This window comes from Acidobacteriota bacterium (genome assembly GCA_039028635.1).
Lineage (GTDB): Bacteria > Acidobacteriota > Thermoanaerobaculia > Multivoradales > JBCCEF01 > JBCCEF01.
In genome coordinates this window covers 26,153-51,839 of sequence record JBCCHV010000038.1, presented here as the reverse complement: position 1 = coordinate 51,839, position 25,687 = coordinate 26,153, and the positions used below count along the sequence as shown (strand labels likewise).

Annotated in this window: 19 protein-coding genes and 1 tRNA gene; 8 read left to right on the top strand and 12 right to left on the bottom strand. The window is 64.9% G+C overall.

Features of this window, described 5'->3' with window-relative positions; all coding sequences use genetic code 11:
- Positions 1-15: 15 nt before the first annotated feature.
- The 4 genes from AAF604_15835 to AAF604_15820 all read right to left on the bottom strand — a co-directional run bounded on the left by AAF604_15835 (position 16) and on the right by AAF604_15820 (position 4,203).
- The gene (locus AAF604_15835; GenBank protein MEM7051139.1) at positions 16-798 is read right to left on the bottom strand and encodes a class I SAM-dependent methyltransferase; all 783 of its coding nucleotides are present in this window, start codon (positions 796-798) and stop codon (positions 16-18) included.
- Complete coding sequence (locus AAF604_15830) at positions 791-1,963, bottom strand: glycosyltransferase family 4 protein (protein MEM7051138.1); 1,173 nt, start codon at positions 1,961-1,963, stop codon at positions 791-793. The genes AAF604_15835 and AAF604_15830 overlap by 8 nt, the downstream gene beginning before the upstream one ends.
- Positions 1,960-2,925 (bottom strand): lysylphosphatidylglycerol synthase domain-containing protein, encoded by a 966-nt coding sequence (locus AAF604_15825; protein ID MEM7051137.1) that lies wholly within the window; start codon positions 2,923-2,925, stop codon positions 1,960-1,962. The genes AAF604_15830 and AAF604_15825 overlap by 4 nt, the downstream gene beginning before the upstream one ends.
- A 108-nt stretch (positions 2,926-3,033) precedes the next feature.
- Positions 3,034-4,203, bottom strand: coding sequence for a glycosyltransferase family 2 protein (locus AAF604_15820; GenBank protein MEM7051136.1), 1,170 nt, complete (start codon positions 4,201-4,203; stop codon positions 3,034-3,036).
- 87 nt (positions 4,204-4,290) lie between these two features.
- Here AAF604_15820 and AAF604_15815 point away from each other — a divergent pair, with 87 nt between their 5' ends.
- The 3 genes from AAF604_15815 (at position 4,291) to AAF604_15805 (ending at position 7,812) form a co-directional block, all read left to right on the top strand.
- Complete coding sequence (locus tag AAF604_15815; protein MEM7051135.1) at positions 4,291-5,778, top strand: hypothetical protein; 1,488 nt, start codon at positions 4,291-4,293, stop codon at positions 5,776-5,778.
- 24 nt (positions 5,779-5,802) lie between these two features.
- Positions 5,803-5,892 (top strand) — tRNA-Ser (locus tag AAF604_15810).
- A 423-nt stretch (positions 5,893-6,315) separates the two neighbouring features.
- The gene (locus tag AAF604_15805; protein MEM7051134.1) at positions 6,316-7,812 is read left to right on the top strand and encodes a reverse transcriptase domain-containing protein; all 1,497 of its coding nucleotides are present in this window, start codon (positions 6,316-6,318) and stop codon (positions 7,810-7,812) included.
- A gap of 131 nt (positions 7,813-7,943) precedes the next feature.
- On the opposite strand, the gene AAF604_15800 is transcribed toward AAF604_15805, so the two are convergent.
- On the bottom strand, positions 7,944-9,560 hold the full coding sequence (locus tag AAF604_15800) for a hypothetical protein (GenBank protein MEM7051133.1): 1,617 nt from the start codon (positions 9,558-9,560) through the stop codon (positions 7,944-7,946).
- Between the two features lie 209 nt (positions 9,561-9,769).
- Between AAF604_15800 and AAF604_15795 the strand changes: the two genes are divergently transcribed.
- Positions 9,770-10,267, top strand: coding sequence for a peptidylprolyl isomerase (locus AAF604_15795; protein ID MEM7051132.1), 498 nt, complete (start codon positions 9,770-9,772; stop codon positions 10,265-10,267).
- Positions 10,268-10,337: 70 nt separating this feature from the next.
- On the opposite strand, the gene AAF604_15790 is transcribed toward AAF604_15795, so the two are convergent.
- The 4 genes from AAF604_15790 to AAF604_15775 are packed head-to-tail and all read right to left on the bottom strand — an operon-like array spanning position 10,338 to position 15,030.
- A complete protein-coding gene (locus AAF604_15790; protein MEM7051131.1) occupies positions 10,338-11,852 on the bottom strand; it encodes an aldehyde dehydrogenase (NADP(+)) in 1,515 nt (504 codons plus the stop codon).
- A 29-nt stretch (positions 11,853-11,881) separates the two neighbouring features.
- Positions 11,882-13,135 (bottom strand): FAD-dependent oxidoreductase, encoded by a 1,254-nt coding sequence (locus AAF604_15785; protein MEM7051130.1) that lies wholly within the window; start codon positions 13,133-13,135, stop codon positions 11,882-11,884.
- Positions 13,136-13,137: 2 nt separating this feature from the next.
- Entirely contained in the window at positions 13,138-14,067 is a 930-nt protein-coding gene (locus tag AAF604_15780) for a proline racemase family protein (GenBank protein MEM7051129.1), read from the bottom strand.
- A gap of 15 nt (positions 14,068-14,082) precedes the next feature.
- Positions 14,083-15,030 (bottom strand): dihydrodipicolinate synthase family protein, encoded by a 948-nt coding sequence (locus tag AAF604_15775; GenBank protein ID MEM7051128.1) that lies wholly within the window; start codon positions 15,028-15,030, stop codon positions 14,083-14,085.
- A gap of 131 nt (positions 15,031-15,161) precedes the next feature.
- Here AAF604_15775 and AAF604_15770 point away from each other — a divergent pair, with 131 nt between their 5' ends.
- Together AAF604_15770 and AAF604_15765 are read left to right on the top strand one after the other, a co-directional pair.
- On the top strand, positions 15,162-15,920 hold the full coding sequence (locus AAF604_15770) for an AraC family transcriptional regulator (GenBank protein MEM7051127.1): 759 nt from the start codon (positions 15,162-15,164) through the stop codon (positions 15,918-15,920).
- Between the two features lie 52 nt (positions 15,921-15,972).
- Positions 15,973-16,821, top strand: a complete 849-nt coding sequence (locus AAF604_15765; GenBank protein MEM7051126.1) for a class I SAM-dependent methyltransferase — start codon at positions 15,973-15,975, stop codon at positions 16,819-16,821.
- 98 nt (positions 16,822-16,919) lie between these two features.
- Here AAF604_15765 and AAF604_15760 read toward each other — a convergent pair whose 3' ends face one another.
- Both AAF604_15760 and AAF604_15755 read right to left on the bottom strand, forming a co-directional pair.
- A complete protein-coding gene (locus tag AAF604_15760; protein MEM7051125.1) occupies positions 16,920-20,663 on the bottom strand; it encodes an IPTL-CTERM sorting domain-containing protein in 3,744 nt (1,247 codons plus the stop codon).
- Between the two features lie 497 nt (positions 20,664-21,160).
- Positions 21,161-21,559 (bottom strand): VOC family protein, encoded by a 399-nt coding sequence (locus tag AAF604_15755; GenBank protein MEM7051124.1) that lies wholly within the window; start codon positions 21,557-21,559, stop codon positions 21,161-21,163.
- A gap of 168 nt (positions 21,560-21,727) precedes the next feature.
- Here AAF604_15755 and AAF604_15750 point away from each other — a divergent pair, with 168 nt between their 5' ends.
- Positions 21,728-24,559, top strand: a complete 2,832-nt coding sequence (locus AAF604_15750) for a hypothetical protein (protein MEM7051123.1) — start codon at positions 21,728-21,730, stop codon at positions 24,557-24,559.
- Between the two features lie 56 nt (positions 24,560-24,615).
- Positions 24,616-25,098, top strand: a complete 483-nt coding sequence (locus AAF604_15745) for a DinB family protein (protein ID MEM7051122.1) — start codon at positions 24,616-24,618, stop codon at positions 25,096-25,098.
- Between the two features lie 27 nt (positions 25,099-25,125).
- Here AAF604_15745 and AAF604_15740 read toward each other — a convergent pair whose 3' ends face one another.
- Positions 25,126-25,665: a hypothetical protein gene (locus tag AAF604_15740; GenBank protein ID MEM7051121.1), complete on the bottom strand. Its 540-nt coding sequence runs from the start codon at positions 25,663-25,665 to the stop codon at positions 25,126-25,128.
- Positions 25,666-25,687 lie beyond the last annotated feature (22 nt).

The following is a 25,687-nucleotide window of genomic DNA, read 5'->3' as shown; positions in this document are numbered from 1 at the left end:
GCAGGTCGGGCGAGCTCAGCCCTTGCGGGCGACCACCGCGAGCTCGAAGCCGGTGCGCGGCGGCAGCTTGCCGAGCAGCCAGTGGACTCGGCGCACCAGCGGGAAGACCTTCTCGTAGAAACGCAGCCCCGGCGGCGGTGACGCCACCAGGTCCCCCCAGGTCCAGGAGTCGCGCTTGCGGATGCCGCGCTCGAGCCAGAGATGCACCAAGGCGATTGCGTCGAGCATCAGCTTCGAGCCCAGGCGCATCAGCGAGCGCACCTCGACCGGCTCGAGGCCGGCCCGCTGCAGCCGCTCCTCGAGATCCTTCACCTGGTACCCGGCGGTGAAGTGGCGCTCCGGGCCCTCCTGCTCGTGCACCGACTCGACGCCGATCAGGTCGAGGAAGTCCGGGAAACCCCATTCGAGGGAGGGCACGGTGACGATCAGGTGGCCGCCGGGGCGCAGCACCCGGCAGACCTCGTCGAGCACGACGCGGTCGTCCGGGCAGTGCTCGAGGACATCCGTCAGCAGGATGGTGCCGAAGGTATCGGTCGGGAAAGGCAGGCCGTCGGCGCTGCCGCAGCAGGGCAGCAAGCCGCCAGCGAGCAGCGACGAGAGCACAATGTCGAGGGAGACGGTGGGCTCGATCCGCGGCGCCAGCAGCTTGCGCGAGTAGTAGCCCAGGCCGGCACCGATATCGAGGGCTGGACCCTCGCAGCGACCTTCGAGCAGCGAGGCCAGAAGCGGCATCTTCTCCCAGGTGGCGAGATCCAGCTCCACGATGTCGTCGGCGGTCCACGCCCTACGCTCAGCCATGCCGTCGTCCTCTCCCATCGCCGGTCAGGCCCCGTACGATATCGCCGTAGAAACCTGCCATCGCCGCAAATCCCCAATGGGCCTCGGCGTGACGGCGGGCGGCGACGCTGCGCTCCTCGGCGAAGAGCGCCGGCAACGCCGCCGCCATCGCCTCGGCGGTGCGCTCGGCCGACAGGCAGCCGCCATCGGCCGCCGCCACCACCTCGCGGCTGAAGGGCTCGTCTTCGGAGACCAGCGCCGGCAGCCCGCAGGCCATCGCCTCCTGCACCACCAGCGGCAAGCCCTCACCGTAGGAGGGCAAGAAGAAGGCATCGGCAGCCCAGTAGAGGCGCTGCATCTCCTCCGGCGCCACCGAGGGCCGATGCACTACCGCCGAGCCGAGCTCGGTCACCAGCTCGCGCACCATGCCGTCGAGGGGACCGTCGCCGACCAACACGAAGCGCACCTCGGGACAGCGGCGCACCGTTTCCACCACCACCGGAATGCCCTTCTTTTCCACCAATCGGCCGACGAACAGCACCACCGGCCCACCCCCGGGATCCAGCCCGAGGTGCTCGCGCTCCGCCCGGCGCTCCTCTGGAGTCGGCGGCCGGAAACGCTCGAGATCGATGCCGTTGTAAATCTTTTGCCGCGGCGGCACCGCCGGCCCGGCGGGCAGCAGGTCCGCGAGCCAGGTCTCGGCGCTGGGCGTCGCCAGGACGATGCGATCGACCCCACGCAGGGTGCGACGCCCCAACGTCCGGTAGGCGACGCTCTCGATGCCGTTGAGCAGCCGCAGGCCGTACTCCACAAAGCCGATGTGCTGAGTCAGAAAAACCGGCACTCCGCGTCGCCGCGACCAGCGCACGGCGAAATAGCTGCCCGGATAGAGACAATCGTGGACGTGCACCACATCAGCCCAGCGGACCAGCTCCGACAGCCGCCGCCAGGCGGCCGGTCCCCAGACTGGAATCGGCACCCCCAAACGCCGTTCGAGCACATTCCAGGTCGGCACCCGCACCCGGCCACCTTCCTCGCCGGCCTTCGCCGGATCATCGCTCGCCAGCCAGCGCACCTCCCAGCCCTCTTGCCGATAGGCCTGGAAGAGGGACTCGGCCACCCGCTCGATGCCGCCTTGGTGAGGCGGCATGTAGTGGGTGACGACGCCGATCCGAAGAGGGGTCACGGCCCGGGATCTCCGTCCTGCACCAAGGCGGCGTACCGCGCCGTCACCCGCATCGCCGGACCGAGGCAAAGGGCGCCGTAGAGCACCTGGGTCAGCATGCCGCAGGCGTGGTAGGTCAGGCTGAAGGCCAGAATGCCGGCCTCGCCGCTGCCATCCACCACGTAGGGGCTGAGCAGCCACACCTGGGCCGCCTGGAAAGTCCCGAGGCCCGCCGGCGCGATCGGCAGGGCGGTGATCAGGAGAACAATCGCGATCAGCGCCATGCCTTCGCCCAGCGGCACCTCGACGCCCCACAAACGCAGACCGCCCCAGTGCCCGAGCAACAGCAGAAAGGTGTGCGGCAAGCGCCCGGCGAAGGCCTTGAGATGCGGCCCGAGACCGATGCCGGTGAGCGGGCCCAGCCAGTCTCGCCGCCGCAGCCAGGCCGGCGGCTTCGCCACCACCACGAGATAGGCCAGCCAGGCCGCCATCGCGAAACCAACCGCCGGCAGCAAACCCGGCACGAAAAGGGTGCCCCGGTACGCAACCAGCGCCAGAAAGCCGACCACCAGGAGATTGCTCAGCGCCACCACCGAAACCAGCAGCGCCACCCCCGTCGAGCGAGCTGCCGACACCCCGGTCTTCACCAGATAGATTCCGATACCGCCCTGACCGAGCAGGAAGTTGAGCACCGACAGGAGGTAGGAAGCTCCGCGCACCAACAGCACCGCGCCGAAGGATCGCCGTATACCGGCAGCGATCAGCGCCACCTGGGTCGCCCAGCCATCGGCCAGCAGGGTGACGCCGACCTGCACCAGGACGTAGAGGGCGATCCAGGCCACCGGCCCGGCTCCGAAGTGCTGTCGCAACTCGGCGAGGGGAATGCGCCACAGCAAAACCGCCAGCAAGAGGACCGGCACCAGCCAGCGAGCCAGAACGAAGAGCCAACGGCGACCGCCGTCCGGCGAGGCGGGCTCGTTCACGGCCTGCACCGTTCCGGCCGCTGCCGAGGGCTCACCCAACGGGGAAGGCACCGCGGTTCGCAAGTCATGGGCGCCAACCGCGGCGAAGAACGGGCTCGGCGCCGCGACTCAGCGACGCTCGATGGTCAACAGGCTGATCAAGAACGAGGCGAAGAAGGTCTGCAGACCCAGCACCATCGCCGCCATGCCGATCACCACGCCGCGCACCGCCATCAGCTCGCCATAGCCGGAAGCGATCCAGTCGAGGACGATCTTGATCTCGAGGCCGAGGCCTACCAGGAAGACCAGCGCTCCGATGAACAGGCCGCGGTCGAGGGTGAAAACCTTCCCCAACCACGGTAACCACTGCCCTTTGCGCGCGAAGCCGGCGCCCATCGAAAAGGCTTTGGCGAGGACATCGAAGAGCAGCAGGTTGTAGCCCAGGATGGCCGCCGCCACGCCGAAGAGCAGCGGGTGGTAGTCCCAGGTCTGGCCGAAGATCTCCCGTGGGCCGCCACCCAACAGCAGCACCAGGGCGAGGCCGATCAGCATCAGCACGATGCCCGGGAGCTGGAACAGGTAGGTCGGCGAGAACTGCAGCATGAAGCGCACGTGGCGCCAGGCGTCGCGCATGCCGACCAGCTTCGACTCGCCGATGCGCGGCCGATAGGTGATCGGAATCTCCTCGATCTTGAGGTTCTCGCGCAGCGAGTTGACCACCATCTCCGAAGCGAACTCCATGCCGGTGGTGCGCAGGCCCATGCGCTCGTAGGCGTCGCGGGTGAAGGAGCGCATGCCGCAGTGGGAGTCGGAGATCTTGGTGCGGAACAGCAGCTTGAGCATGCCGGAGAGGATCGGGTTGCCGATCCAGCGGTGGCTCCAGGACATCGCGCCGGGCAGGATCTTGCCCTTCAGGCGCGTGCCCATCACCAGGTCGAAGCCGCGATCGCGCAGCGGCTCGATGAAGGGCTCGAGGTTCTCGAACGGGTAGGTGTCGTCGGCATCGCCCATCACCATGTAGCGACCGCGAGCCGCCTCGAAGCCGTTCAGATAGGCCGAGCCATAGCCCTTGCGGGATTCGTACACCACCCGCGCTCCGGCCGCCGTGGCGATTTCCGGCGAGCCGTCCGTCGAGCCGTTGTCGGACACCACCACCTCGCCCGTCATGCCGGTCTCTTCGATCGCCTTGAGGGCCTTCTCGACACAAATTCCGACCCCCTCGGCCTCGTCGAGGCAAGGCATCACTACTGAAATGTCGACTTCCGGCTGCCGCGACTCTTCTTGCGCGTTATTGCCCACGAACCCCCCCGCCGTTTACGATCATTTGACGTTCTTGCAAGAACGTCAGCATAGCAGAAGGATCTGCCCCCTTCGCGGGGCCAAAAGATGCCCCGCACCGCCTCCAACGCCTCGCCCATCGGACGCCTCTTCGGCTGGCTGCTGGCCTCCGCAGCCCTCGCCCTGCCCTTCCTGCTGGTCGACTTTCCGCCAATCACCGACCTGCCCCAGCAGACTGCCCAGATTCGCCTGCTGAGCGAGGCCCTCGCCGACCCCGAGAGCCCATACCGCATCCAATGGCTCACCCCGTACAGCCTGAGCTATGGCGCTATCGGCCTCGGCTGGTTGCTCGGCGGACCGCTCGCCGCCGGCCGCCTCGGCATGCTGCTCATCGGGCTGCTGTGGGTCGGCGCCGTCCACCTCCTGGCGGCGCGCAGAGACCGCGCCACCGCCGGCGCTGTCCTCGCCGCCATGCTGTTCTTCAGCCACGCCCTCTATTGGGGTTTCTTCAGCTTCTTGATCGGCTGGCCCGCCTTCGTCCTTTGGCTGATGCTCACCCTCGAGCCGCCGGATCCCAAGCCTTGGAAAGACCTCCTGCGCTTCCTCGCCGCCGCCATCCTGCTCTACATGGGCCATGCCCTGTGGCTCGCCGCCGGCGGCCTCTGGCTCGCCCTGTGGAGCATCACCCGGCCGCGCGAGCTGCTGCGCAACTGGCCACGCTTCGCCGCCATCGCCCCGATCGCCATGGGCGCCGCCGTCTGGTTCGCGGGGCTGCGCGACACCACCTTCTCCACCCCGGCCCTGTGGGTCGTCCCGCCGTGGCAGCGCCTCGGCCCCGACGCCCTGCGCGATGCCGCCTTCGGAGGCCTCAAGAGCCCCCTCGAGCCGTTAGCCCTCGCCGTCCTTCTCCTCTGGCTGGTTGTCGCCGTGCTCAGCAACCGCCGCCAGCTCGCCGAGCGAACCGACCGCCCCTTAGCCCTCGCCGCCGGCTTCTTCTTCGGCCTCTACCTGCTCCTGCCGGACAAGTACACCAACACCATCTTCCTCGACGACCGCTGGCTGCCCTTGGCCCTCGTCTGCGCCCTTCTCGCCCTGCCGGCGCCGCGGCTCCCCAAGCTCATCCGCCTACCCCTCGCCGCCACCTTGCTCGTTCTCTTCGTCGCCGCCACCAGCCTGCTGTGGACCGCCATCGAGCACCAAGAGCTCTCTGGCCTCGCCGCAAGCCTCGAAGCCCTCCCCGACGAGCCCCGCGTCCTCGGCCTCGACCTCGGTCCCCCGAGCCGCTTTCTCGAAGGCTCCCCATTTATCCAGACCTTCGCCTACGCCCAGGTCGCCCGCGGCGGCGAGCTCAACTTCTCCTTCGCCGAATTCGCCCCCAGCCTGGTGGTCTACGACCCACCCCGCGAGACCCCATGGACCAACGGCCTCGAGTGGTTCCCGGCCTACGTCCAGCCCGGAGACTTCGCCCACTTCAGCCACCTCCTCCTCAGCGCCGACGACCCCGGCCACGCCACCCTCGGCAGCAAACCCGAGATCGCTCCGATCACCACCGAAGGCCGCTGGCGCCTCTACCGAACCACCCCCTCCGAGCCCTAGGAATCCGATAGCATCCACCCCAGCGGAGGGGTGGCAGAGTGGTCGAATGCACCGGTCTTGAAAACCGGCGTCGGTTCACGCCGACCGTGGGTTCGAATCCCACCCCCTCCGCCAGAATCCCGGCCACCAGGCCGGGATCTGACGGAGAGGCGTGGGATCTCGGGGGTTCGCCCGCACGCCTTCGGAGAGCGGACTTTCGAAGCGAATCCCACCCTATCCGGACGATCCACCAAGTGCGCCTCTGACGAAGCAGGGGCTGGGATTTCGGTGGCTCGGCATCACGCCTCAGAGAATCACAAGGCGTACAGCCTTGGGCAAGGAGGTCACAGTAGCCCTGGAACCGCGGACTATACCTCTGCGGGTGGGGAAACTGGTTCCCGCCTACATCCGGGAGCGTGTCGAACTTCACCTACCATCGTTGTACATCCCGCTCGCATCGATTAGAGTTCTCTGAACATCAACATCCAGTAACTATCCAATTGGGCCGCCTTCTTTCATCTGATCAGAATAAATTCTGCTTGCACCCTATACAGAAGAATGCTGAACCTAGTCGACATCGCAGCAGCAAAGGCGAAGAAATATTTCCTCAAGGGAAGCAGCTACCTCACTAGCGACCTACCAAGCTATATGAGCTTTGAGCCGATTCTGACCAGCGTTGACGGAATCATGAATAGCCGAAGCTACCCCACCTTCAAGAAAGAGCCACCGGAGTCGCTTCCGGATGTCAACTACAGCCTCGACACGAATAAGGATGGAAGATTCTCATGGCGGCCATACGAACTAATTCATCCAGCCCTCTACGTCTCGCTCGTGAACTTGATCTGTTTACCAGAGAATTGGAACACAATCTGCAATCACCTGCGGTCATCCAATCAGAGCGCGGTCGAGTGGTGCAGTCCCCCCTTGATGTCGACCGATCACCAGAAAGATCAGGCGATACAGATCCGAAACTGGTGGCAACAGGTCGAGCAACGTTCCCTGGAACTGTCACTAGAATTCAACCACTTACTTCAGACCGACGTATCCGACTGCTACGGATCCCTTTACACCCATAGCATCCCATGGGCCCTTCACGGCCTTGAAGAATCGAAGAATCGAAAGAGAGACCCATCGCTACTAGGAAACAGAATCGATAAGCATATTCAGGCAAGCCGTTATGGACAGACCAATGGGATCCCACAAGGTTCAACCCTAATGGACCTAGTAGCGGAGATTGTCCTCGTCTATGTCGACAGCCTCATCACGGAGAGCCTCAAAGGGGTTGGCAATTTTAAAATCTTGAGATATCGAGATGACTACAGAATATTCACCAACGACGACTCCAAGGGCGAGTTCATACTCAAAGTAGTAAGCCACAGCCTGCGAAGAGCCGGCATGAAGCTCGGCACAGCAAAAACGACGACTCACGACAATGTCATAGAAGGATCTATCAAGAGAGACAAACTTGCCGGCATTGACCTCCAAGACCTCGGCACTACAAATGCAAAGACCGCTCAAAAGCAACTCTTGAGACTTCACTCGTTTGGCAGGCGATTTCCGAACAGCGGAAGTCTTCGTCGACTAGTCTCAGAATTCCACTCCAACCTCGACAAGACGAAAGACAATGTCAGAGACCTAGACGTGTTAGCTGCCATTGCCACTGACATCGCAGTCGTCTCACCAGCAACCTTCCCTGCTGTGGCCGGGATCTTGAGTCGTCTAATCTCCTTTTCACCCAACCAAAAAAAAGCGGCGCTCTGGAAGAAGGTTCAGAGTCGCCTGAAGCGCGTCCCCTATAATGGATATCTTCAGATCTGGCTACAAAGAATCGCACAACCGCTCTCTGACACAATCTCCTTCAAGAGCGAGGAACCCCTTTGCCAAATCATCGATGGAGAAGATGCTCAAATCTGGAACAATAGCTGGATTTCGAGCATAGAGCTCAAGAAAGCACTCGGCGTCTCAAGGATCCGAATCGGATCAGCGTCAGAGGCTTCCGAGATCATCCAACCGGAAGAGGTCGAACTCTTCAGGCGAAACGCGCTGCGCTACTAACCTCCGACCTTCAGGGAGCAACACAGTACGGGGGTAGAACCAGCTCGAATCTAGCACCAAAACTGCCCAGCTCTGGAGCTACCGTGAAACCGGTGCAATCATGAACTCTTCCTTGACAGCTCATTGCCCCTTCAGTCCGCACTGGCTCCTTGGTCTTTGGGGGCGAATTTCAGCCGGGCGCGGGGCTTGGGCACGCCGCGACCATTGGCAACATTGTTGCGTCGAGGCTCTTTTGCCCAGGCCTTGGCAACCGCCATGAGGGAGTCCAGCCTTCCGAGCAGTTCTTCTCGACCCGGCAGGAGGGCTTCATATCCGAGAGGCTTGTGTGATGCGACGGCGGACCGAAACTCGTCGTAGGTCTCGGCCATACCCTCGAAGGCCGCTTCGAAGGCGCCATACGAGGCGAGAAATCTCCGCCACTGGTGCTCTTGCAAGTTGAACCCACTGAGCTCCTGGCCCGCGCGCTGTCCATACTTCAAAAGCCTGGCCACGACATCTGGATCCATGTCGAGGTTCAGCCCACCCTCCTCTTTAGTCAAGGCAATTTGGACGATTCGCTCTCGATAGCCCGGCAGCACCGTTTGAAGCGAGTCCTGCCAGTTTCGCGCCGTGTCGAACATCGCTCCAAGAAAACCGATGGGGCTGCCGACGGTTCCGATCGGGCGCAGCCGCCCGGCGTTCGGGTTGTCATCCTTGGGCAAGAACACCCGTCCCGACACACTCGTCGGGTCACGGTCATGGCGATGGGGGCTGAATTCGGTAAGAGAAATTCCGAACGTCGGCCGCTGCGGCATGGGACTATCGAAGAGGTGAATCGGAAAATTACTGCTCAGACCTCCATCGGACATCCAGCAGCAGCGGGGCTTCCACTGCTCGTCCTTGTCGAGCCTGAGCGAGAAATCCCGCCGGTAGAGAGGAATGGCGGCCAGGAGGAAGGGAAAGCTAAGACTCAGGCGCATCCCGAACAGAACCGGCAGATCCTGCGACCGGGGAAGCTTGAAGAAGCCCTTCGCCTTTTCGTCCGCCTCGCCCTTCTCCACCATCCAGTCCACGATGTGTCCCGGGAACAGCGCCCGGAACTCGTCTTCTCGAAACATCCATGACTCATCGATCAGCGGTAAGACTACCGGCCGCTTACCCCCCAAGTCCGTCGTCAGAGTCCGCAGCAGGATGCCCTTCTTCTCGAGATCACCAAAAGTCAAGGGCGTGGCCGGCAGCTCGTCTCCGTCCATACGGCCCGCGATCTGTTCGACCATCTCGGTAAGCCAGTCCGTGAGCGCTGGCACCCTTCCCGCCTGAGTCGTCCCGGGACAAAGCCCATAGTAGGTCGTATCCAGACAGCGATAGCTCTGGACGACGCGCCAGGCCGTAGGCACCAGCTTCACAACATCCCCCAAGCCTTCCACGAGGTCTCGACCTCTCGCCTTGCGGCGCTTTTGCTTGTCCATCAGGGCGAGGAGCCGCTTGAAGGCCTTGCGATGGCGAGGGTGAGGCTGAAAGAGATCCAGCAGATGGTCTTTCAAGAAGTCGGAGAGCCTGCCGAGCTTTTTGAAGCCTCCTTGGTCACGTCCATATTCCGCCGCCGCAGAAAGCCCCGCGGCAATTGCTCCGGCAGAGGTTCCGCCCACATTCGCCAGGCGAAAGTTCTTCGCGATCTCGAGTACCGCATGGGGGTACACCACACCGCTGGTGATGCCACCTTTCATCACCAGATCGCACGATCGTTCCGGCTGGGACAGCTCGGGCATGCCACCTCCTTTCAGGCCTCGGGGAGGTAGACGGACCTTGGCCAGAAATTCTCCTCGAGGCGGCGAAAATCGTCATGGAGCGTACAAATGCAGCGATAACTGAACCAAGGGTAAGCCACGCCCTGATCTGGAACAAGCTCAGACAGGCACCGAGCGGTCCCTAAGGCTCCCGCGGTGCCAGAGGACCAAGAGGTGGTAGCCTCCCGGCCATGGAGAGAACACGCGTATTTTTCGACATCGAAGCTGGCGGTGACCGTATGGGCCGCATCGTGATGGAGCTGGCCAATGACGTGGTTCCGAAGACCGCGGAGAATTTCCGCGCTCTTTGTACCGGCGAGAAGGGCTTTGGCTACAAGGGCAGCACGTTTCACCGCGTGATCACCCAGTTCATGTGCCAGGGAGGGGATTTCACCCACGGCAATGGCATGGGTGGCAAGTCGATCTACGGCGAGAAGTTCGAGGACGAGAACTTCGAGCTGAAGCACGAGGGCCCCGGCATCCTGTCGATGGCCAATGCCGGACCCAACACCAACGGTTCGCAGTTTTTCCTGACCACGGTGCAGACCGCGTGGCTGGACGGCAAGCACGTGGTGTTCGGGAAGGTGGTCGAGGGCATGGACGTGGTCAGCGCCGTCGAGGCGCTGGGTAGCGGTAGCGGTCAGACCAGCAAGAAGGTCGTGATCGCCGACTGCGGCGAGCTCAGTTAGGCCCTCCTCCCCTCCATCTCAGCGAGGCCTCGGCCGGGCCACTTCGGTTCCGAGTCGCCCGCTGCGGGCGCTACCCCTGCAGATCCAACGGCAGCAACCCCTCCGGCAGGTTCTGGTAACAGACCGGCCGGAGGAATCTCCGGATGGCCAGAGTGCCCACGGAGGTGGTGCTGGCGTTGGTGCTCGCTGGATAAGGGCCGCCGTGCATCATGGCGGCGTCGACTTCGACGCCGGTGGGAAAGCCGTTGGCGAGGATTCTGCCGGCCTTTTGCTCGAGAACCGGCAGCAGGCGGGCGGCGACCTGATGGTCGGCCTCTTCGAGATGGAGGGTGGCGGTGAGCTGCCCGTGGAGGGAGGAGGCAATGTCGAGGAGCTCTTCGGCGGAGGAGACCCGGACGACGAGGCCCAGGGGGCCGAAGACTTCTTCCGCGAGCTCGGGCGTCGACCGCCAGGTGGCGCCATTGGTTTCGTTGAGAAAAGGGGTCGCGGCTCGTCCTTCTGCGGAGCTGCCGAAGCGCTTGGCGACGCCTTCGATCTCGCCGAGCCGTTCAGCGCTCGCCCTGAAGGATCGCGCAATGCCGTCGGTCAGCATGGTCTGGGGCTCGGCCTCTGAAAGGGCCGCGGTCGCCTGCTGGACGAACTGCTCGGCGGCCTCTCCGTCCTGCAGGAAGACCACGCCCGGGTTGGTGCAGAACTGGCCGGCGCCGAGGGTCAAGGAGCCAGCCCAGCCCTGGGCCAGCTCGGTCGTCCGATTGGCAAGGGCCGCGGGCAGCACGAAGTTGGGGTTGATCGACCCCATCTCTCCGAAGAAGGGAATCGGCTCGGGCCGCGCCGCGCACAGGTCGAACAGGGTGCGCCCGGCCTTGAGGGAACCGGTGAATCCGACCGCCTTGACCGCCGGGTGCTGCACCAGGGTACGGGCGACCTGGTACCCGGAATCCAGCAGATAGCCGAAGGTTCCCAAGGGCGTCCCGGTCTCCTGAAGGGCCGCGAGGATCGCCTGGGCGACCGCTTCGCCGGTGGCCGGGTGAGCGGGATGCCCTTTGACGATGACCGGGCAGCCAGCCGCCAAGGCGGAGGCGGTGTCGCCACCGGCGGTCGAGAAAGCGAGGGGAAAGTTGGAGGCGCCGAAGACGACCACTGGTCCCACGGGCCGCATCAGGAGACGCAGCTCGGGACGCGGCAAGGGCGCGCGATCGGGCAACGCCGCGGTGGTTTGCCGCTCGAGGTAGTCACCGGCCAGGATGTGCTCGGCGAACAGGCGGAGCTGTCCAGTGGTCCGCCCCAGCTCACCCTGGAGCCGGGCGGCCGGCAGTCCGGATTCGCATTGCGCGAGGTGAGTGATCTCCTCGCCGCTCTTCTCGAGCTGTGACGCGATGGCGTCAAGAAGCTCGGCCCGCCGCTGACGCGAGCTCTGGCCATAGGTGACGAAGGCCTCGGCCGCCGCCCGCGCTGCGCGGTCGGCGAGGTCGGCCGTACCGTTCGAGAACGCGAAGGGCTCCCCGGTGGCGGGCGTCGAGTAGAAGGTGCCGGTGCCATCGACCCACTCTCCTGCAATCAGGTGCTTTCCCGTCGGCTTGGTCATCGTTTTCGATCCATGAGTTGGTGAGCGTTTCAGAAGCGCTGCGGTGAGAACGCTTCGATATCGATGTGCGTCGGCTGCTCCGCGACCAGCTCGGCGATCAACCGCCCGGTCGCCGCCGCCATGGTGAGGCCGAGCATGTTGTGGCCGGTGGCCAGAAAGGCATTGTCGAGACGCGGCGCTCGCCCGATGATCGGCAGGCTGTCCCAGGTCATCGGCCGCCAGCCGTACCAGGTTTCGCGTACCTCCTCGCCCACCGGATGAACGAGGTACGGGCGCGCCGACTCCTGGAGCTGCTCGATACGGCGCTCGGGAATGCTCGTGTCCCAACCGACGAACTCCATCATCGAGCCGATTCGAAAGCCATGGTCGAAGGGCGTCACGCCGATGCGTTGCTCGGGGAAGAGCATCGGGTGTCGCGGGCAGACCTGCGGCCGACTCATGGTGACGGAGTATCCCTTGCCGGGCTCGACCGGCAGCGCGCAGCGCAGCTCGCTGGACCACTTGCTGGACCACGAGCCGAGGGCAAACACGAAGTGGTCGGCAGTCATGTCTCCACGGGAGGTCGAGAGAGAGACGATCGCGCCACCCGACCTGGAAACCCCTTCGAGGCGACAGTCCTCGATCAGCTCGACGCCACTTCGGGACAGGTGCCCAGACCAATCGCGCACCAGTCGATCCGGCCGTACGGAGCCGTCGTCGTCATAGAAGTAGGCGCCCGCCAACCCCGGCTTGAGGGCGGGATCGAAGGCGCTCAAATCGTCACCCTCCACTCGCTGCGCCGTGACGCCATAGGTCTCGGAAAGTAGGCGATCGGTGCGGGCAAAGGCCTCGAAGGCAGCCTCTTCCTGGAAGACATAGGCGAGGCCGTTCTCCTTCCACTCCCCCGCCGCCGGCAGCTCAGTAAAGAGCTTTCGGTACTCGTCCATGGACGACTCCAGAATCGGCAGCAGGCAGCGACCAGCCTCGAGCATTTGCCGGTGCGTACAGCGACGCGCGAACTGCAGCAGCCAGCGATAGAGGCTGAGCCGCATCTGAGGCCGAATGCGCAGCGGCGCGCTCGGATTCACCAGCGAAACAAGGCCCTCGCGCAGCGCTCCCGGCTCGTTGAGGGGCAGCACGTGGCTGGGGCAGATGTAGCCGCAGTTGCCGTGGGAGCAGGCCTGCCCGATGCCGGAGCGATCGATCACCGTCACCCCGTAGCCAGCCCTCTGAAGATAGTGAGCGCAGGCGATGCCCACGATGCCGCCGCCCACCACCACGACGCTTTCGCTACGCGTGGTCACCGTCAAGCGATCCCGTGAACGAAGGGGTCGTCGGGATGGAAGTGGAGCTCCGCCTCGCTGCAAACGTAGGCCCGCCCGGTCACCCGGGTGATGATCTCGCCCACCTCGTTGCGCCGGTAGCTGGCGACGAAGCGGCTGCCGATCATCGACTCCTGGACCCAGGTCTCGCCGGCGGCGAGCTCGCCGCTCTCGGCCAGGCAGGCGAGCTTGGCGCTGGTACCCGTGCCGCAGGGCGAGCGATCGTAGACGTTTCCGGGGCAGAGGACGAAGTTGCGGGAGTCGGCACCGGCCGAGCGCGGCGGTTCGAAGAACTCGATGTGATCGATCACCTGACCATCGCGGCCGGTGATGCCGCGCTCTTCGAGGGCAGCCTTGATCCGAATCGCCGCCTGGGTGAGCCTGCCTTCATGACGCCGCACGATCTCGCAAGGCGTCCCGTTCACTAGAAAGAACCAGTTGCCGCCCCAGGCCACCGCACCGGTGACCTCACCGAGGCCCTCGACTTCGACGACGACCTCGCGTCGATAGCAGTAGCTCGGCACGTTCTCGACCGTCGCCTGGTTGGGATCGGTGAGCTCGACCTGAACCCCACCGACCGGCGTTTCGATGGCGATCTGCCCCAGCCCAGAGCGACTCAGATAGGCCAGAGTCACGGCGACCCCAATGGTGGCGTGGCCGCACATACCGAGGTACCCCTCGTTGTTGAAGAAGATCGCCCCGGTCGCATAGCGGCTGTTGGTGGGCGGACAGAGGAGAGCCCCCACCAAGGCGTCCGAGCCTCTCGGCTCGAGAATCACCGCCCGCCGCACGTGATCGAACTCGCGCTCGAAGCGCTCTCGGCGCTCGGCGAGGGAGCCGAATCCGAGCGCCGGACCGCCTTCGACGATCACCCGGGTCGGCTCGCCTTCGGTATGGGAATCGATCACGCGCATGGCTCGCCTCGCCCCTCAGGCCGCCGCACCGGGCCAGCGCTCCCACCAACGGCGAAACTGCCGCCAGTGCGTCTCGAGGAAGGCCCGCTGCTGCGGGCTCAAGGCATCCGCGGAGTTGAGCTGATGCTCGTACTCGGGGCAGCCTTCGAGCACCATCAGGTGCTTGTAGTAAAGCACCAGGTCCGGCCCCTCGTCGAAGGTCGCCAAGACACTCAAGGCTTCGTCGAGCTCCTGGGCGAGGCGCAGGGCCTCGGCATCCCCCTCGGCTGCCCGCTCGCAGAGTGCGACCAGACGCAGCACCTCCTTCGGCAGCGCGTTGCCGATGCCGGTGATCGCGCCCCCGGCACCGCAGTGGACATAGCCATGCACCACCTGAGTGTCGACCCCCACCATCAGGATGAGATTCGGGTCTCCGCTGGTGATGTGCTCGGCAGCGTAGCTCAGAGACGGGGCCCCACCGAACTCCTTGAAACCGACCAGATTCGAGTACTTCTCTCGCAGGTCGAAGAACAGCTCGGCGCGAGTCTCGAATCCGTAGTAAGGGCTGTTGTAGATGACGGCGGGAAGCCCCGGCGCCGCTTCCAGAATGCCGGCGAAGTGAGCCCGCTGGGCAGCGGGAGACGTGCCGCGGGAGAGCACTCGCGGAATCACCATCAAGCCGGCCGCGCCAACCTCGCCGGCATGGGTCGCCAGGGCGACGGCGCGACGCGAGTTCTGAGCGCCGGTCCCGACCACCGTGGGAACCCCCGCGGCGACCAGATGCTCGACGCCCTGCATGCGCTGCTCGTCGTCGAGCAAAGGCCAGTCACCCATCGAGCCGCAATACACCACCGCACTCATGCCGGCATCGACCAGCTCTCGCCCCTTGCGAGCCAGCGCCTCGAAGTCGACGACGCCCTGGGCGTCGCAGGGCGTCATCAACGCCGGCATACAGCCGGTAAAGACCTTCGCACCTCGGCTCATCGCGGCCTCCTACGAAAGACGGGATTCGGCAGAACGGCTCTTCGCCCGAACTTCCCAAAGTCTAGTTCCCGAGGACTCCACCGTCTTGACCCGGATCCGACGCTCGACTTGATTTCTGGCACAATCCGGCCATGAACAAGACGGCTGGCAAGGACAGCTCCTTCGTGGAACATATTCTCGAGCAACTAGCGGAGCCCTTCACCGCCGAAGCCCTGTTCGACCTCATGCCCGAGACGGTGTTCTTCATCAAAAACGACGTCGGCCAGTACATCTGCGTCAACGAGACCCTGGTCCGTCGATGCGGCAAACGGCACAAGTCACAACTGCTGGGGCGCACCCCATCGGAGATCTTCGGCGGTGAGCTGGGGCGCAGCTACGAAGCGCAAGACCGCGAAGTCCTGCGCTCGGGCCGACAGCTCCTCGGCCGGCTCGAGCTGCACGTCTACCAGCCCCGCCGCAAGGGCTGGTGCCTGACCCACAAGCTACCCCTGCGAGGCAAGGACGGCAGCGTCATCGGCCTGGTCGGGGTCTCCCGCGACCTCGCCGCACCGGACCTCAAAGACTGGGACTTCGGTCAATTCGCGGCAGCTCTGGCGACCGCCAAGGAGCAACTGGACAAACCTCCTTCAGTCCGGGAACTGGCCGTCAGTGCATCCCTCTCGGTATATCAGCTCGATCGGCGGATGAAGCGCATCTTCGGGTTGTCGACGGGGCAATGGCTGCTCAAGACGCGCATCGAGCACGCCTGCCAGGAACTGGTCGACTCCCACCGGCCGATCGCCCAGATTGCCCTCGACTGCGGCTATGCTGACCAGAGCGCCTTCACGCGCCAGTTTCGCCGCACCACCGGGCGAACGCCGTCCGACTTCCGACGTTGGGGCGCCCCGTGAGCCGCAGGCATCCACTGAAAACCCGACCTCTGCCCAAGGATTCGATCAATCGATGAGCAACACCCACTCCAACTCCGACTGGGCCACGTCCCGCGGCGCTCACTGGCGCGATTACGCCGCCGGCATGGAGGCGACCTTCGCGCCCCTCGATGGGTCTCTGATTCAAGTCCTGCGCATGGAGACCGCCTGCCGCATCGCCGAGATCGGCTGCGGCGGGGGCGCCACGACTCTGGAGTTGCGGCGGCGGGCCCCCGAGGGCAGCGTCGTGCACGGCTTCGACATCTCCTCGGACCTGGTCGAGGCGGCGAAGGCGAGGATTCCCCTCGCGGACAAGAGCATCGAGTTCAAGCTCGCAGACGCCGCCACCGAACCGCCGCCGTCGCAGCTCTACGACCGGCTGACGTCGCGCTTCGGAGTGATGTTCTTCGACGACCCCATGGCGGCCTTTTCCAATCTCCGACGCTGGCTGTCGCCGGACGGCCGGTTCACCTTCGCCGTCTGGGGTCCGCCGACCGACAACCCGTGGATGTCGACCGTGCGCGAGGCGGCGGTCGGCATCGTCGATCTTCCGGAAGCCGAAGACGACCAGCCTGGTCCCTTCCGTTATGCCCAGGCCGAGCGCTTCGTCGCGCTTCTCGAAGCCGCAGGGTTCCGTGACGTCGAGACCACTCCATGGCGCGAGAAGCTCGCCACCGGCGGCGGCCTCCCAGCCGCCGAAGCGGCGGACTTCGCCCTCGACTCCTTCTCCATCGGCGAGCTGATCACCGCCGCCGGCGACGAAGCCCGCGCGGCGGTGCGGCGCATCCTGATCGAGAAATTCTCGCGTCACCTCGAGGACGGAGTGGTTCGCATGAGGGCCGCCGTGAACCTCGTCTCGGGAGCTCCGTCGCACCGAACTTGACCCCATCGCAGGAGCCCACCGGCGCGCGCGCCCGGGGGCAGGGTCAGCCAAGGCCCCCCCAATCGACCGAGGCCTTGGCTGACGGTGAAGCCCGCTGCCTACTCCACGCCTCGCCGACGCATGGCCGCCATCGCCGCCAGGCCGAGGAGCAGGACGATGGCCAGCAAGCCCACCGGGCTCAGGGTGGGAATCTCCTCAAGGGGGCTCGTCACCTCCACGGACTCGGTGAAGATCTCGTCGCCCGGATTCGGATCCGTTGCGTCCGAAGAGACCATCACTTGATTGAAGATCGTCCCCGACGCATCGAGGTCTACGGCAACCTCGACGGCATAGGAGGCGCTCGCCCCCGCAGCGATCGTTTCCAAAGTACAGGTGGGCACTCCGTCGGGATCCTCGGCGCAGCCCGCGGTCCTCACGAAGGTCACCTCCGGTGGCAACGTCTCCGTGACGACCACGTTGGTCGCCGGGTCCGGTCCGGCGTTGGAGACCTCGATGTCGTAAGTCAAGATCTCTCCCGCTGACACCGGGTCCGGAGTCGCCACCTTGGTGATCGCGAGGTCCGCCACCGGCGCCTCCACCGTGGTGTCCTCGCTGGCGGTGTCGTTCGCGGAGACCGGATCGGCGGTGGTGGCGGAGACCGTCGCGACGTTGGTGATCTGCCCGACGGCGGCCACGGCCACGTCGACCTCGATGGTGTACACGGCGCTGGCCCCGGCGGCAATCGCACCAAGGGTGCAGGTTGGAGCCCCGTTGGGATCCTCACTACAACCCGCCGTGCTCACCAGCGTCACACCGGCCGGGAGCGTGTCGCTCACCACCACGTTGAAAGCATCGTCGGGACCGTTGTTGGTGACCTCGAGGCTGTAGGTCAAGCTGTTGCCGGCCACCACCGGGTCCGGAGAGTCGGTCTTGGCAATGCTCAGATCGGCCATCTTGGTGGGACAAGCAGCCGACGGCGGGGCGGCCAGGAACGGGGCGAAAGCAATGTCGACGCTGACGGTGTCCCCACTGCCCGGCCCCACGCCCGAGGGGCCGTCCGCGGAGCCCCACCAGTTGTTGGTGAAAGCCGTCTCCGGCCCGGCCGTGTTCAACACGCCATCGCCGTTGAAAACGACACAGTTTCGGCTCGAACCGGCGGCGAAGGTGGCGCCGCCGGCCAGCCGAATTCCCTGGGGATTGTTCAGAATCACGTTGTCTTGGACAGACACTTCATTGCCGGCAGTGACGAAGATTCCGGCGCCATTGGGAACGACCGCTGTCCCGGCGACGTTCGTCCCGATGAAGTTGCCCTGAACGAGAGTGCCGGAGGTTCCCGCTCCCGCGATCCGCACACCCTCGCTCGAATTACCGGAGATCAAGTTCCCGGCGCCAGGGTCGGGGCCACCAACGGCCGTCCCAGAAGAGCCGTCGGAGACGTTGACGCCATAGGCCAAGTTGGCCAACGCACCGCTGCCGGACACCTGCGTACCGATCCAATTGCCCTCGATCACCGTGGCGATGGAGCCTCCGGTGACGGAGATTCCGCCGCCGGAATTCCCCGAGATCAGATTTAGGGCTCCGGTAGCGGTCCCCCCGATGGTCGCACCGGCGGTGCCACCGAGCACTTGAATCCCCTGATCCCCGTTGCCCAGACTCACAGTGCCCGTGGCATCCGGGCCGATCCAATTCCCTTCGACCGTGGGTGCGGTCGTGCCGACCATGCGGATGCCCGCCTGCCCGTTGGCGGAAATCAAATTGGCGGCGCCCACCACCAGGCCGCCAATCTGGGTAGATGCCGAGCCCACACCGACCGCGATGCCCCGCGAGGCGTTCCCCAAGGGAAGCAATCCAGAGACTGTGGTGCCGATCCTGTTGCCCTGCACGATCGTCCCCGAGGCCCCCCCACCTTGAATGGTGAGGCCGTTCCCCAGATTGGCGGAGATCACGTTGCCCGCCCCGAGGACCAACCCGCCAATGACGTTGTCCGCCGAGTCGAGGATGAGGATCCCGTGGCCGCTGTTGGGAAGGGGCAGCGCACCGCTGAAATCCGTGCCGATGAAGTTGCCTTGCAGGACGTGGCCGAAGGAGTTTTCAGAGAAGAACACACCGTCGAGCTCGTTGCCTGAGATCACGTTGCGGGCTGCCGCCGAGGAACCGCCAATGCGGTTCGCGGCAGCCGAGGAGCCCGCCTGGACCCCATAGGCCCCATTTCCCAGGTCTGCCGTGCCGGCAGCGTCGGTACCGATCAGATTGCCTTCGATCGAATTGCCGGTGGTCAACGCACCGAACAGGCGCACGCCGGAGAGAGTATTGCCGGAGATGAGGTTGCCGGCACCGGCGGCCGTGCCACCGATGGCGTTGGGGCCCGCGTTGACCACGATCACACCGGACGTGGCGTTGGCAAGGGCCGCCGTCCCGGCGAGATCGGTGCCGATGAAGTTGCCTTCCACTCGGTTGCCCGTCGCAGTGGGCACCGCTGCCGTGTCGGAGATTTCGACACCTCTGTCGCCGTTTCCGGAGATGACGTTCCGAGCGCCAGCGGCCGTGCCGCCCACGACGTTGGACGGCGCGGCCACGATGCGCACTCCGTCGTCGCCGTTGGGAAGCGCGGCGGCGCCGGTGCTCGCGACGCCGATGAGGTTTCCTTGAACGAGGTTGCCGGTAGTCGCCGGGTCCAGAATGGCGACTCCAGCCAGGGTATTGCCGGAGATCACGTTGCCGGCACCGCCGGCCGTACCACCAATCGTGTTGTCTGCGGCGCCTTCGAGAATCGAGACACCATCGAGGCTGTTCGGCAAAGCACCGGCACCGGAGCCGTCGGGGCCGATGAGGTTGCCGGCGACGACGTTACCGGACGTGCCGGCGGAGCGAATTTGAACTCCGTGGGCGCCGTTGCCGGAGATCACATTGCCGTTGTTGCCGCCGCCACCGACGGTGTTGCCGCTGGCTCCATCGGAGATCGACACCCCCGCACCCTGGTTGCCCAGCGCGATGAGACCCTCTGGATTGGTGCCGATGAGGTTGCTTTGGATGCTGTTGCCGGTGGTGCCGGCTTCCCGAAGCCAAACGCCGAAGGCGCCATTGCCGGAAATCACATTGCCGAATCCGACCCCACCTCCGACCGTGTTGTCACTCGCCGCTCCCTGGATCACGACACCCTGGGTGCCGTTGCCCAATGCCGCGTCCCCTGCGGCGTTGAGGCCGATGTAGTTTCCAGCAACCACGTTGGAAGCAGCACCGTTCGAGAGGGCGACTCCCAACCCGTTGCCGGAAATGACATTTCTGGCCGCTGGGGTCGAGCCGCCGATGGTGTTACCGGTGACGGCGGCGCCGGTCAAGGAGATGCCGGCGGCGTTGCCCAAAGCCGCTGTTCCCGCCGCATTGATACCCAGGAAGTTCCCTTCGAAGAGCGCTCCGGAAACCGTCCCGAAAGAGAGGATTCCCGCCCCGGACCACCGGTTGATGACCAAACCCCGAACCGTGCAATTGGAGGCCAGGACCCGAAGGCCGGCAGCGGCACCGGCCCCGCTGCCCTCGAGCTCAATCAGCAGGACCGCATCGGACCCCGTGGCGAGAGAGTTGGCAGAGGCGCCGGGCTGGGTGTAGCCATCGACGGTGACGGCCTCCGTCAAAGGAGGCAACTGCCCTCCCGGAGTGATGGTTTGAACCCCCGCTCCCGGAATCGAGAACTCGATGTCGTCGGCGCCCGGAGTCGCATTGGCTTCCAGGATTGCCGCCCGCAACGTGCAGTCCCCGCCAGCCGTCGCGCAGACTCCATCGATCACGATATCCGGTGCGTCTCCGACGCTGTCGACCGTGAAGGTCGCTGCCGAAAGGACTCCCGGGGCCAAGAGCCAGGCCATCACCAAAACCGCCACGAGCAGCGCGCCAAGGCCCTGAGGCGGATGAGAAACCGGCAAGGATTTCGAACTGGCACAAAAAGAACTGACTGGCCCATTTTCTTGGTGAACGGTCATGATCTTCCCTTGGTCGATTGAAAGCAGATTGCCCGACTCTTCTCGCGAAGACAGCGTGGGAGGACGAGGTTCGCCCCACTTCGTGAGACATGCGCAGGAAATCTCGCGATTTGATCAAGGGGATTTCTCAACCCGAGCTATCCGCCGGATACAGTGCCCCTCCGCGCGTACCTCTCGCGGCTAAGGGAGATGAAGCACTACGGGCGACACCCGAGGAGGGAGGACTCCGGAGAAGGGCAGGAAGGCGGCTCCTGCTGGGGCCCCGCCTTCGCTCGATTGCAGCCGGCTCCCGAGGCGGAGCGCAGCTCGAGGCCGAAGCTGCGGCGTCTGAGAGGTGCTTCGAACCTCAGCGTTGAGGTTCGACAAGAGTCGGCTGTCGAGCTTCAGCTCGGCTCGATCAGGTCCCAGCGATTGCCGTAGAGATCTTCGAAGACGGCGACGGTGCCGTAGGACTCGGTTTTGGGCTCGCGGACGAAGCGGATTCCGCGAGCCCGAAAGGCCTCGTAGTCGCGCCAGAAGTCGTCGGTGCGCAGAAAGAGAAAGACCCTGCCACCGGACTGGTTGCCGATGAACTTCTCCTGCTCGGGGGTCGCCGCGCGAGCCAGTAGCAAGGTCGACTCGCGGGCCCCGGGCGGTGCCACCACCACCCAACGCTTGTCTTGCTCTGGCTGGTAGGTGTCCTCGACCAGGGAAAAACCGAGCTTGCGCGTATAGAAAGCGATGGCTTCGTCGTAATCGGCGACCACCAAGGCGACGTGGAGGAGGGACTGCTGGCGGGTCATCGGATTTCAGCTCCCGGAGTCTGTCGAGTGGTCAAGGTACCACCGCAGGCCGTCACTCGAAACCACGATCCACCAAGAGGCAGGAGTCGTCCAGCGGCCAGGTCATCGACGGTAGTATTACGACAAGATTTTTCTTTCGATTTGTCTCAAGTGTTTTCAGGGGAAGGGATGATGGCCACAAAGCCCAGCAGAGATCCGCATTCGACGACCCTCGAAGGCTTCGTCGCCCAGTGTCAGCCCCTCGCCTGGAATACCCGCAGCGAGATGCTTCTCGGTCGTTGGTTCGAGTGGCCGCCGGACATTTTCGCTCTCGCCACCTTGATCCTGCGCTCCACCGGCTCTTACCGAAGGGCGACGTCGCCACCGACCCGGAAGAACGGCGACCTTCCCCTGGACAGTCCGGCGGCCAGCGCCGAGGAAGTCCCGTGGCCGCCTCCCAAGTGGCCGACCCAGGCTCGCGATCTCGCCAACCAATGGGTGCATTGGATCGTCTGCAAGGACGGCAGCCCCCACCCGCTGCAGAAGGATTACATCGGTCGCCTGTGGGCGCTGCGCAAAGAAAAGCTCGACGATCTCTACGATTGCAGAACCTCGAATTCCTGGGAGCTCTGCCGCCTGCTTCTGAGCTTGGTCGGCATTGCCGACGAGGCCATGTGCGGCGTCGGTTTGGGGTTCTCGCCCTGGGCGAGCGCCGACCAGGTCAAGCCCCAGTCCTCGAACCTCGAGTGCCGCGGCAACGCCAAGTTCTTCCTGCAGGCCAACTGCCTGCTGACCTTGCGCGGCTCCCTCAGCCGTCTACCGAAGTACGCCGGCATCGTGTTGCCGAAATCGCGCACCCCGCAGATCGGGCTCACGCCGCGGGTCTTCTCCAACAACCTGACCTTCCATCAGACCGAGGTCGACGTCGCCTGGCGGGCCTTCCCGTGGCAAAACACCGACGAGAACATCGTCAACATCATGGTGGTTCCTTGGCCCTTCGAGATCGACGCCACCGCCTTTCAACCCACCGACCCGATGGCCGGCGCCATCTCCGGTCGGGCGCGCTACTTCCACTACAAGCCTCCGACCGGCGAGACCCTCGACGTCGACCTCTTGCTCGAAGCGCTGCGCCGGGTCCGCAACGAGGTACGGCGGGTCCACGTCATGGTGTTTCCGGAATGCGCCATGACGCGGCGCGATCTCACCCGCCTCAAGCGCAAGCTCGAAGCCCACTTCCACCCCTCCGAAATGCCGATGATCGTCACCGGCGTCAGCGGGCAGTTTCGGGACGAGAGCAACGGCAGGTCGGAGGACCCGGAGGTCGAGCGCCACTGGCAGGTGGAGCATCAGACCCGGGCTTCGAACCGCGTCTTCCTGTCCCTCTACTACGCCGGCCGCTGGCACGACGTGGTGCAGGACAAGCACCATCGCTGGCGCCTCGACGGCGGCCAGATCGAGCAGTACAGCCTGGGTGGATTCCTCACCGCCGGGCGCACCTGGTGGGAGGCCATCCAGGTGGTGCGTCGCCGCCTTTCGGTGCTGGCGGCCAACTCCTGGCTCACCATCTGCCCGCTGATCTGCGAAGACTTGGCCCGCCTCGACCCGGTCTCGGAGCTGATTCGGGGCATCGGTCCGAGCCTGCTGACCGCCATCCTCCTCGATGGCCCGCAGCTGCGCGAGCGCTGGTCGGCACGCTACGCCAGCGTTTTCGCCGACGACCCGGGAAGCTCGGTCCTGACCATCACCGCTCTCGGCATGAGCCAACGTTCGATGCCCAGCGGCCCCCTGAATGCCGAGAAAAGAAAAGAGGCCCTCGACGCCGTCTCGACCATCGCCCTGTGGAAAGACAGCGAGAAGGGCTGGCACCCGATCGCGATGCCTCCGGAGTCGGTGCCGATCAAGATCCTCACATTGAGCGCCGACCACAAAAAGGAGACCTCCTTCGATGGCCGGGTCGACAATGAATCTTCGGCCTCCTTCGCGCTGCAAGGCGTGGTCGAGGACATCATCCCGGGCACCTACGAGGACTTCAGAGGCTGGCTGGCCGAGGAAAGGCGCAAGGAAGAGCAGCAGAAAGAAGCGCAGCGGCGGAAGAGCAAGAAGACCGGCGATCACGTCGACCCGTCGGCGCGCTTCACGCTGCTGCAGCCGCTCGGCAGAGAGGACGAAGACTTCCCCCTCGGCGACGAGACCGAAACGGACCCGATCTTCGACGAGGTATCGGACGAGGAGGAGAAGGGAGTCGATGCCGAGCGCAAGAAGCGTAAAGGCCTCGACATGTGCGAGCTCACCCTTTTCACCTACTACGTCGATGCGGTGGTCGACTCCGCCATGGACCCAGCGGAAATGAAGCGCTGGTTCGATCAGGCGATTCCCTTCGATCAGCCGCCACCTCAGGAAGAAGGACTCGAATCGGAGCTGATGGGTTTTATGTTTCACAGCATCGAAAAGCGCGATCTGGTGCCGGAGCAAGTTCCGACACCGCACCTGAACCACGCCATCGACACCGCCACCGGCATCGTCCAGGCGGTCAAGGAGGACCTCGGCGAGGACCTCGAGTCGCTGAACGGCAGCAAGCTCCTGGAGGCCCTGATCGACTACTGGAGCAGGCTCCAATCCGGCGCCCGCGAGTGCATGGATGCCGAGCTCAAGCGCATGTCTCGGGACCTGTCCTGGTGGCGGCGCGGCAAGGAGAAGCACCGCCAAGGCCTCGAGACTCAGGTCGTCCAACAGGCCAAGGCGCTCAACAAGGATCTCGAGAAACGCCAGCGCGCCGCCGGCGGAATCAATGTCGAGATTCGCCCCCACGACGTCGGACGCATCCGCCTACAGACCCCCCTCGCCATCCTGTGGGCGGTTCACGCACGGCTGACCGCCCGTCGCCGCTTCGGCCTGCTGACGGCCCGGGAGATCGAGCTCCTCAAAGAAGTCGAGAAAGATGCCCACGGCGAGAGTTACCATGGGATCTATCTCGACTGGCGGTACCAGATGAAGCGCCGCTACCCGCGCAGCGCGAGCTGAGTCTCGAACTGCGCTCGCCGCGACGACTTCGTCGTCGACGAAAAGGGGAGAGCACCATGCGAGACACGGTCATCCAGCAGCTCGAAACGACGATGTGGGCGGTGCGGCAGAACCTCGCCGACCTGCGCCACGAGGAGAGCCTGCAGCTTCCTGCCGGCGGCGGCTCCTGCGCCAATTGGGTGCTCGGCCATCTGCTCCACACCGGCGACAGCCTGCTGCAGGTGCTCGGTGGCGAGCGCGTCACCTCCCGCGAGGCGATGGCGCCCTACCACCGCGGCGCGGGGCCGTTGACTGCGGAGGACGCCCGGCCCCTCGCCGAGCTGCTGGCCGACCTAGAGCGCAGCCACCAGCGGATCATCGCCCGTCTGCAGGAGATTAGTCCCGAGGAGCTGGCGGCGCCGTCACCGATCTCGCCGCGCCGGGACGTTTCGGAGACGGTCGGCTCCTTCGCCGTCCTGTTGGCCTTTCACCAGGCCTACCACGCCGGGCAGCTCGGCATCCTGCGCCGCCTCGCCGGACACCCCGGCGCGATGGGCTGAGGTCGACCGGCCTCAACCCGGCAGCGCCTACTCGGCCGCCTGCTGAGCCTCGAGCTCACCCACTCGCTTGGCGAGCGCCCGGTTGGCGCGCTGTGCCTTGGTGAGCTCGGAGGTCAGGCGGGCGATCTTCTTCTCGACCTCGGAAAGCAGGGTCTCGACGCTGTCCTGGCGCGCGAACTCACGGTCGACTCGCTCTTTCGAGTAGACCGAGAAGCTGGCCTTGCGGAAGCGCTCGCAGGCCTCTTGCTCGGCCATGCCGAGGGGCAGCACATCGGCGCTGCGGAAGACTTCCGACTGATCGGCGGAGCCACCGGTGGGCGAGCCGAAACCTTCGATCAAGGATGTCTCCGAGGGCACCACGTATTGCAGTTTCTTCCACGGCTGGTGATAGCGCCGCGGACGCATCGACTGCTGGAACTCTTTCGCCATCACCACCGGCTTGAAGATTCTCCACACGCCGTCGCCGCCCGGGGCCGGGGCTTCGCCCGACTGACAGGTGAAGTCTTGAGCCGCCACCGGCACGGCCAGCAAAGAAAGCACGCAAACCCACAACAAAGCTCGATTCATGACGTTCTCCTAAATCCTTCGA

Excerpts from the sequence above, each read along its gene's own strand:
- AAF604_15805 (MEM7051134.1), top strand. The coding sequence starts at position 6,316 with ATGCTGAACCTAGTCGACATCGCAGCAGCAAAGGCGAAGAAATATTTC.
- AAF604_15790 (MEM7051131.1), bottom strand. The coding sequence starts at position 11,852 with ATGACCAAGCCGACGGGAAAGCACCTGATTGCAGGAGAGTGGGTCGAT.
- AAF604_15835 (MEM7051139.1), bottom strand. The coding sequence starts at position 798 with ATGGCTGAGCGTAGGGCGTGGACCGCCGACGACATCGTGGAGCTGGAT.
- AAF604_15760 (MEM7051125.1), bottom strand. The coding sequence starts at position 20,663 with ATGGCCTGGCTCTTGGCCCCGGGAGTCCTTTCGGCAGCGACCTTCACG.
- AAF604_15755 (MEM7051124.1), bottom strand. The coding sequence starts at position 21,559 with ATGACCCGCCAGCAGTCCCTCCTCCACGTCGCCTTGGTGGTCGCCGAT.
- AAF604_15800 (MEM7051133.1), bottom strand. The coding sequence starts at position 9,560 with ATGCCCGAGCTGTCCCAGCCGGAACGATCGTGCGATCTGGTGATGAAA.
- AAF604_15765 (MEM7051126.1), top strand. The coding sequence starts at position 15,973 with ATGAGCAACACCCACTCCAACTCCGACTGGGCCACGTCCCGCGGCGCT.
- AAF604_15750 (MEM7051123.1), top strand. The coding sequence starts at position 21,728 with ATGATGGCCACAAAGCCCAGCAGAGATCCGCATTCGACGACCCTCGAA.
- AAF604_15770 (MEM7051127.1), top strand. The coding sequence starts at position 15,162 with ATGAACAAGACGGCTGGCAAGGACAGCTCCTTCGTGGAACATATTCTC.
- AAF604_15780 (MEM7051129.1), bottom strand. The coding sequence starts at position 14,067 with ATGCGCGTGATCGATTCCCATACCGAAGGCGAGCCGACCCGGGTGATC.
- AAF604_15775 (MEM7051128.1), bottom strand. The coding sequence starts at position 15,030 with ATGAGCCGAGGTGCGAAGGTCTTTACCGGCTGTATGCCGGCGTTGATG.
- AAF604_15815 (MEM7051135.1), top strand. The coding sequence starts at position 4,291 with ATGCCCCGCACCGCCTCCAACGCCTCGCCCATCGGACGCCTCTTCGGC.
- AAF604_15745 (MEM7051122.1), top strand. The coding sequence starts at position 24,616 with ATGCGAGACACGGTCATCCAGCAGCTCGAAACGACGATGTGGGCGGTG.
- AAF604_15740 (MEM7051121.1), bottom strand. The coding sequence starts at position 25,665 with ATGAATCGAGCTTTGTTGTGGGTTTGCGTGCTTTCTTTGCTGGCCGTG.
- AAF604_15795 (MEM7051132.1), top strand. The coding sequence starts at position 9,770 with ATGGAGAGAACACGCGTATTTTTCGACATCGAAGCTGGCGGTGACCGT.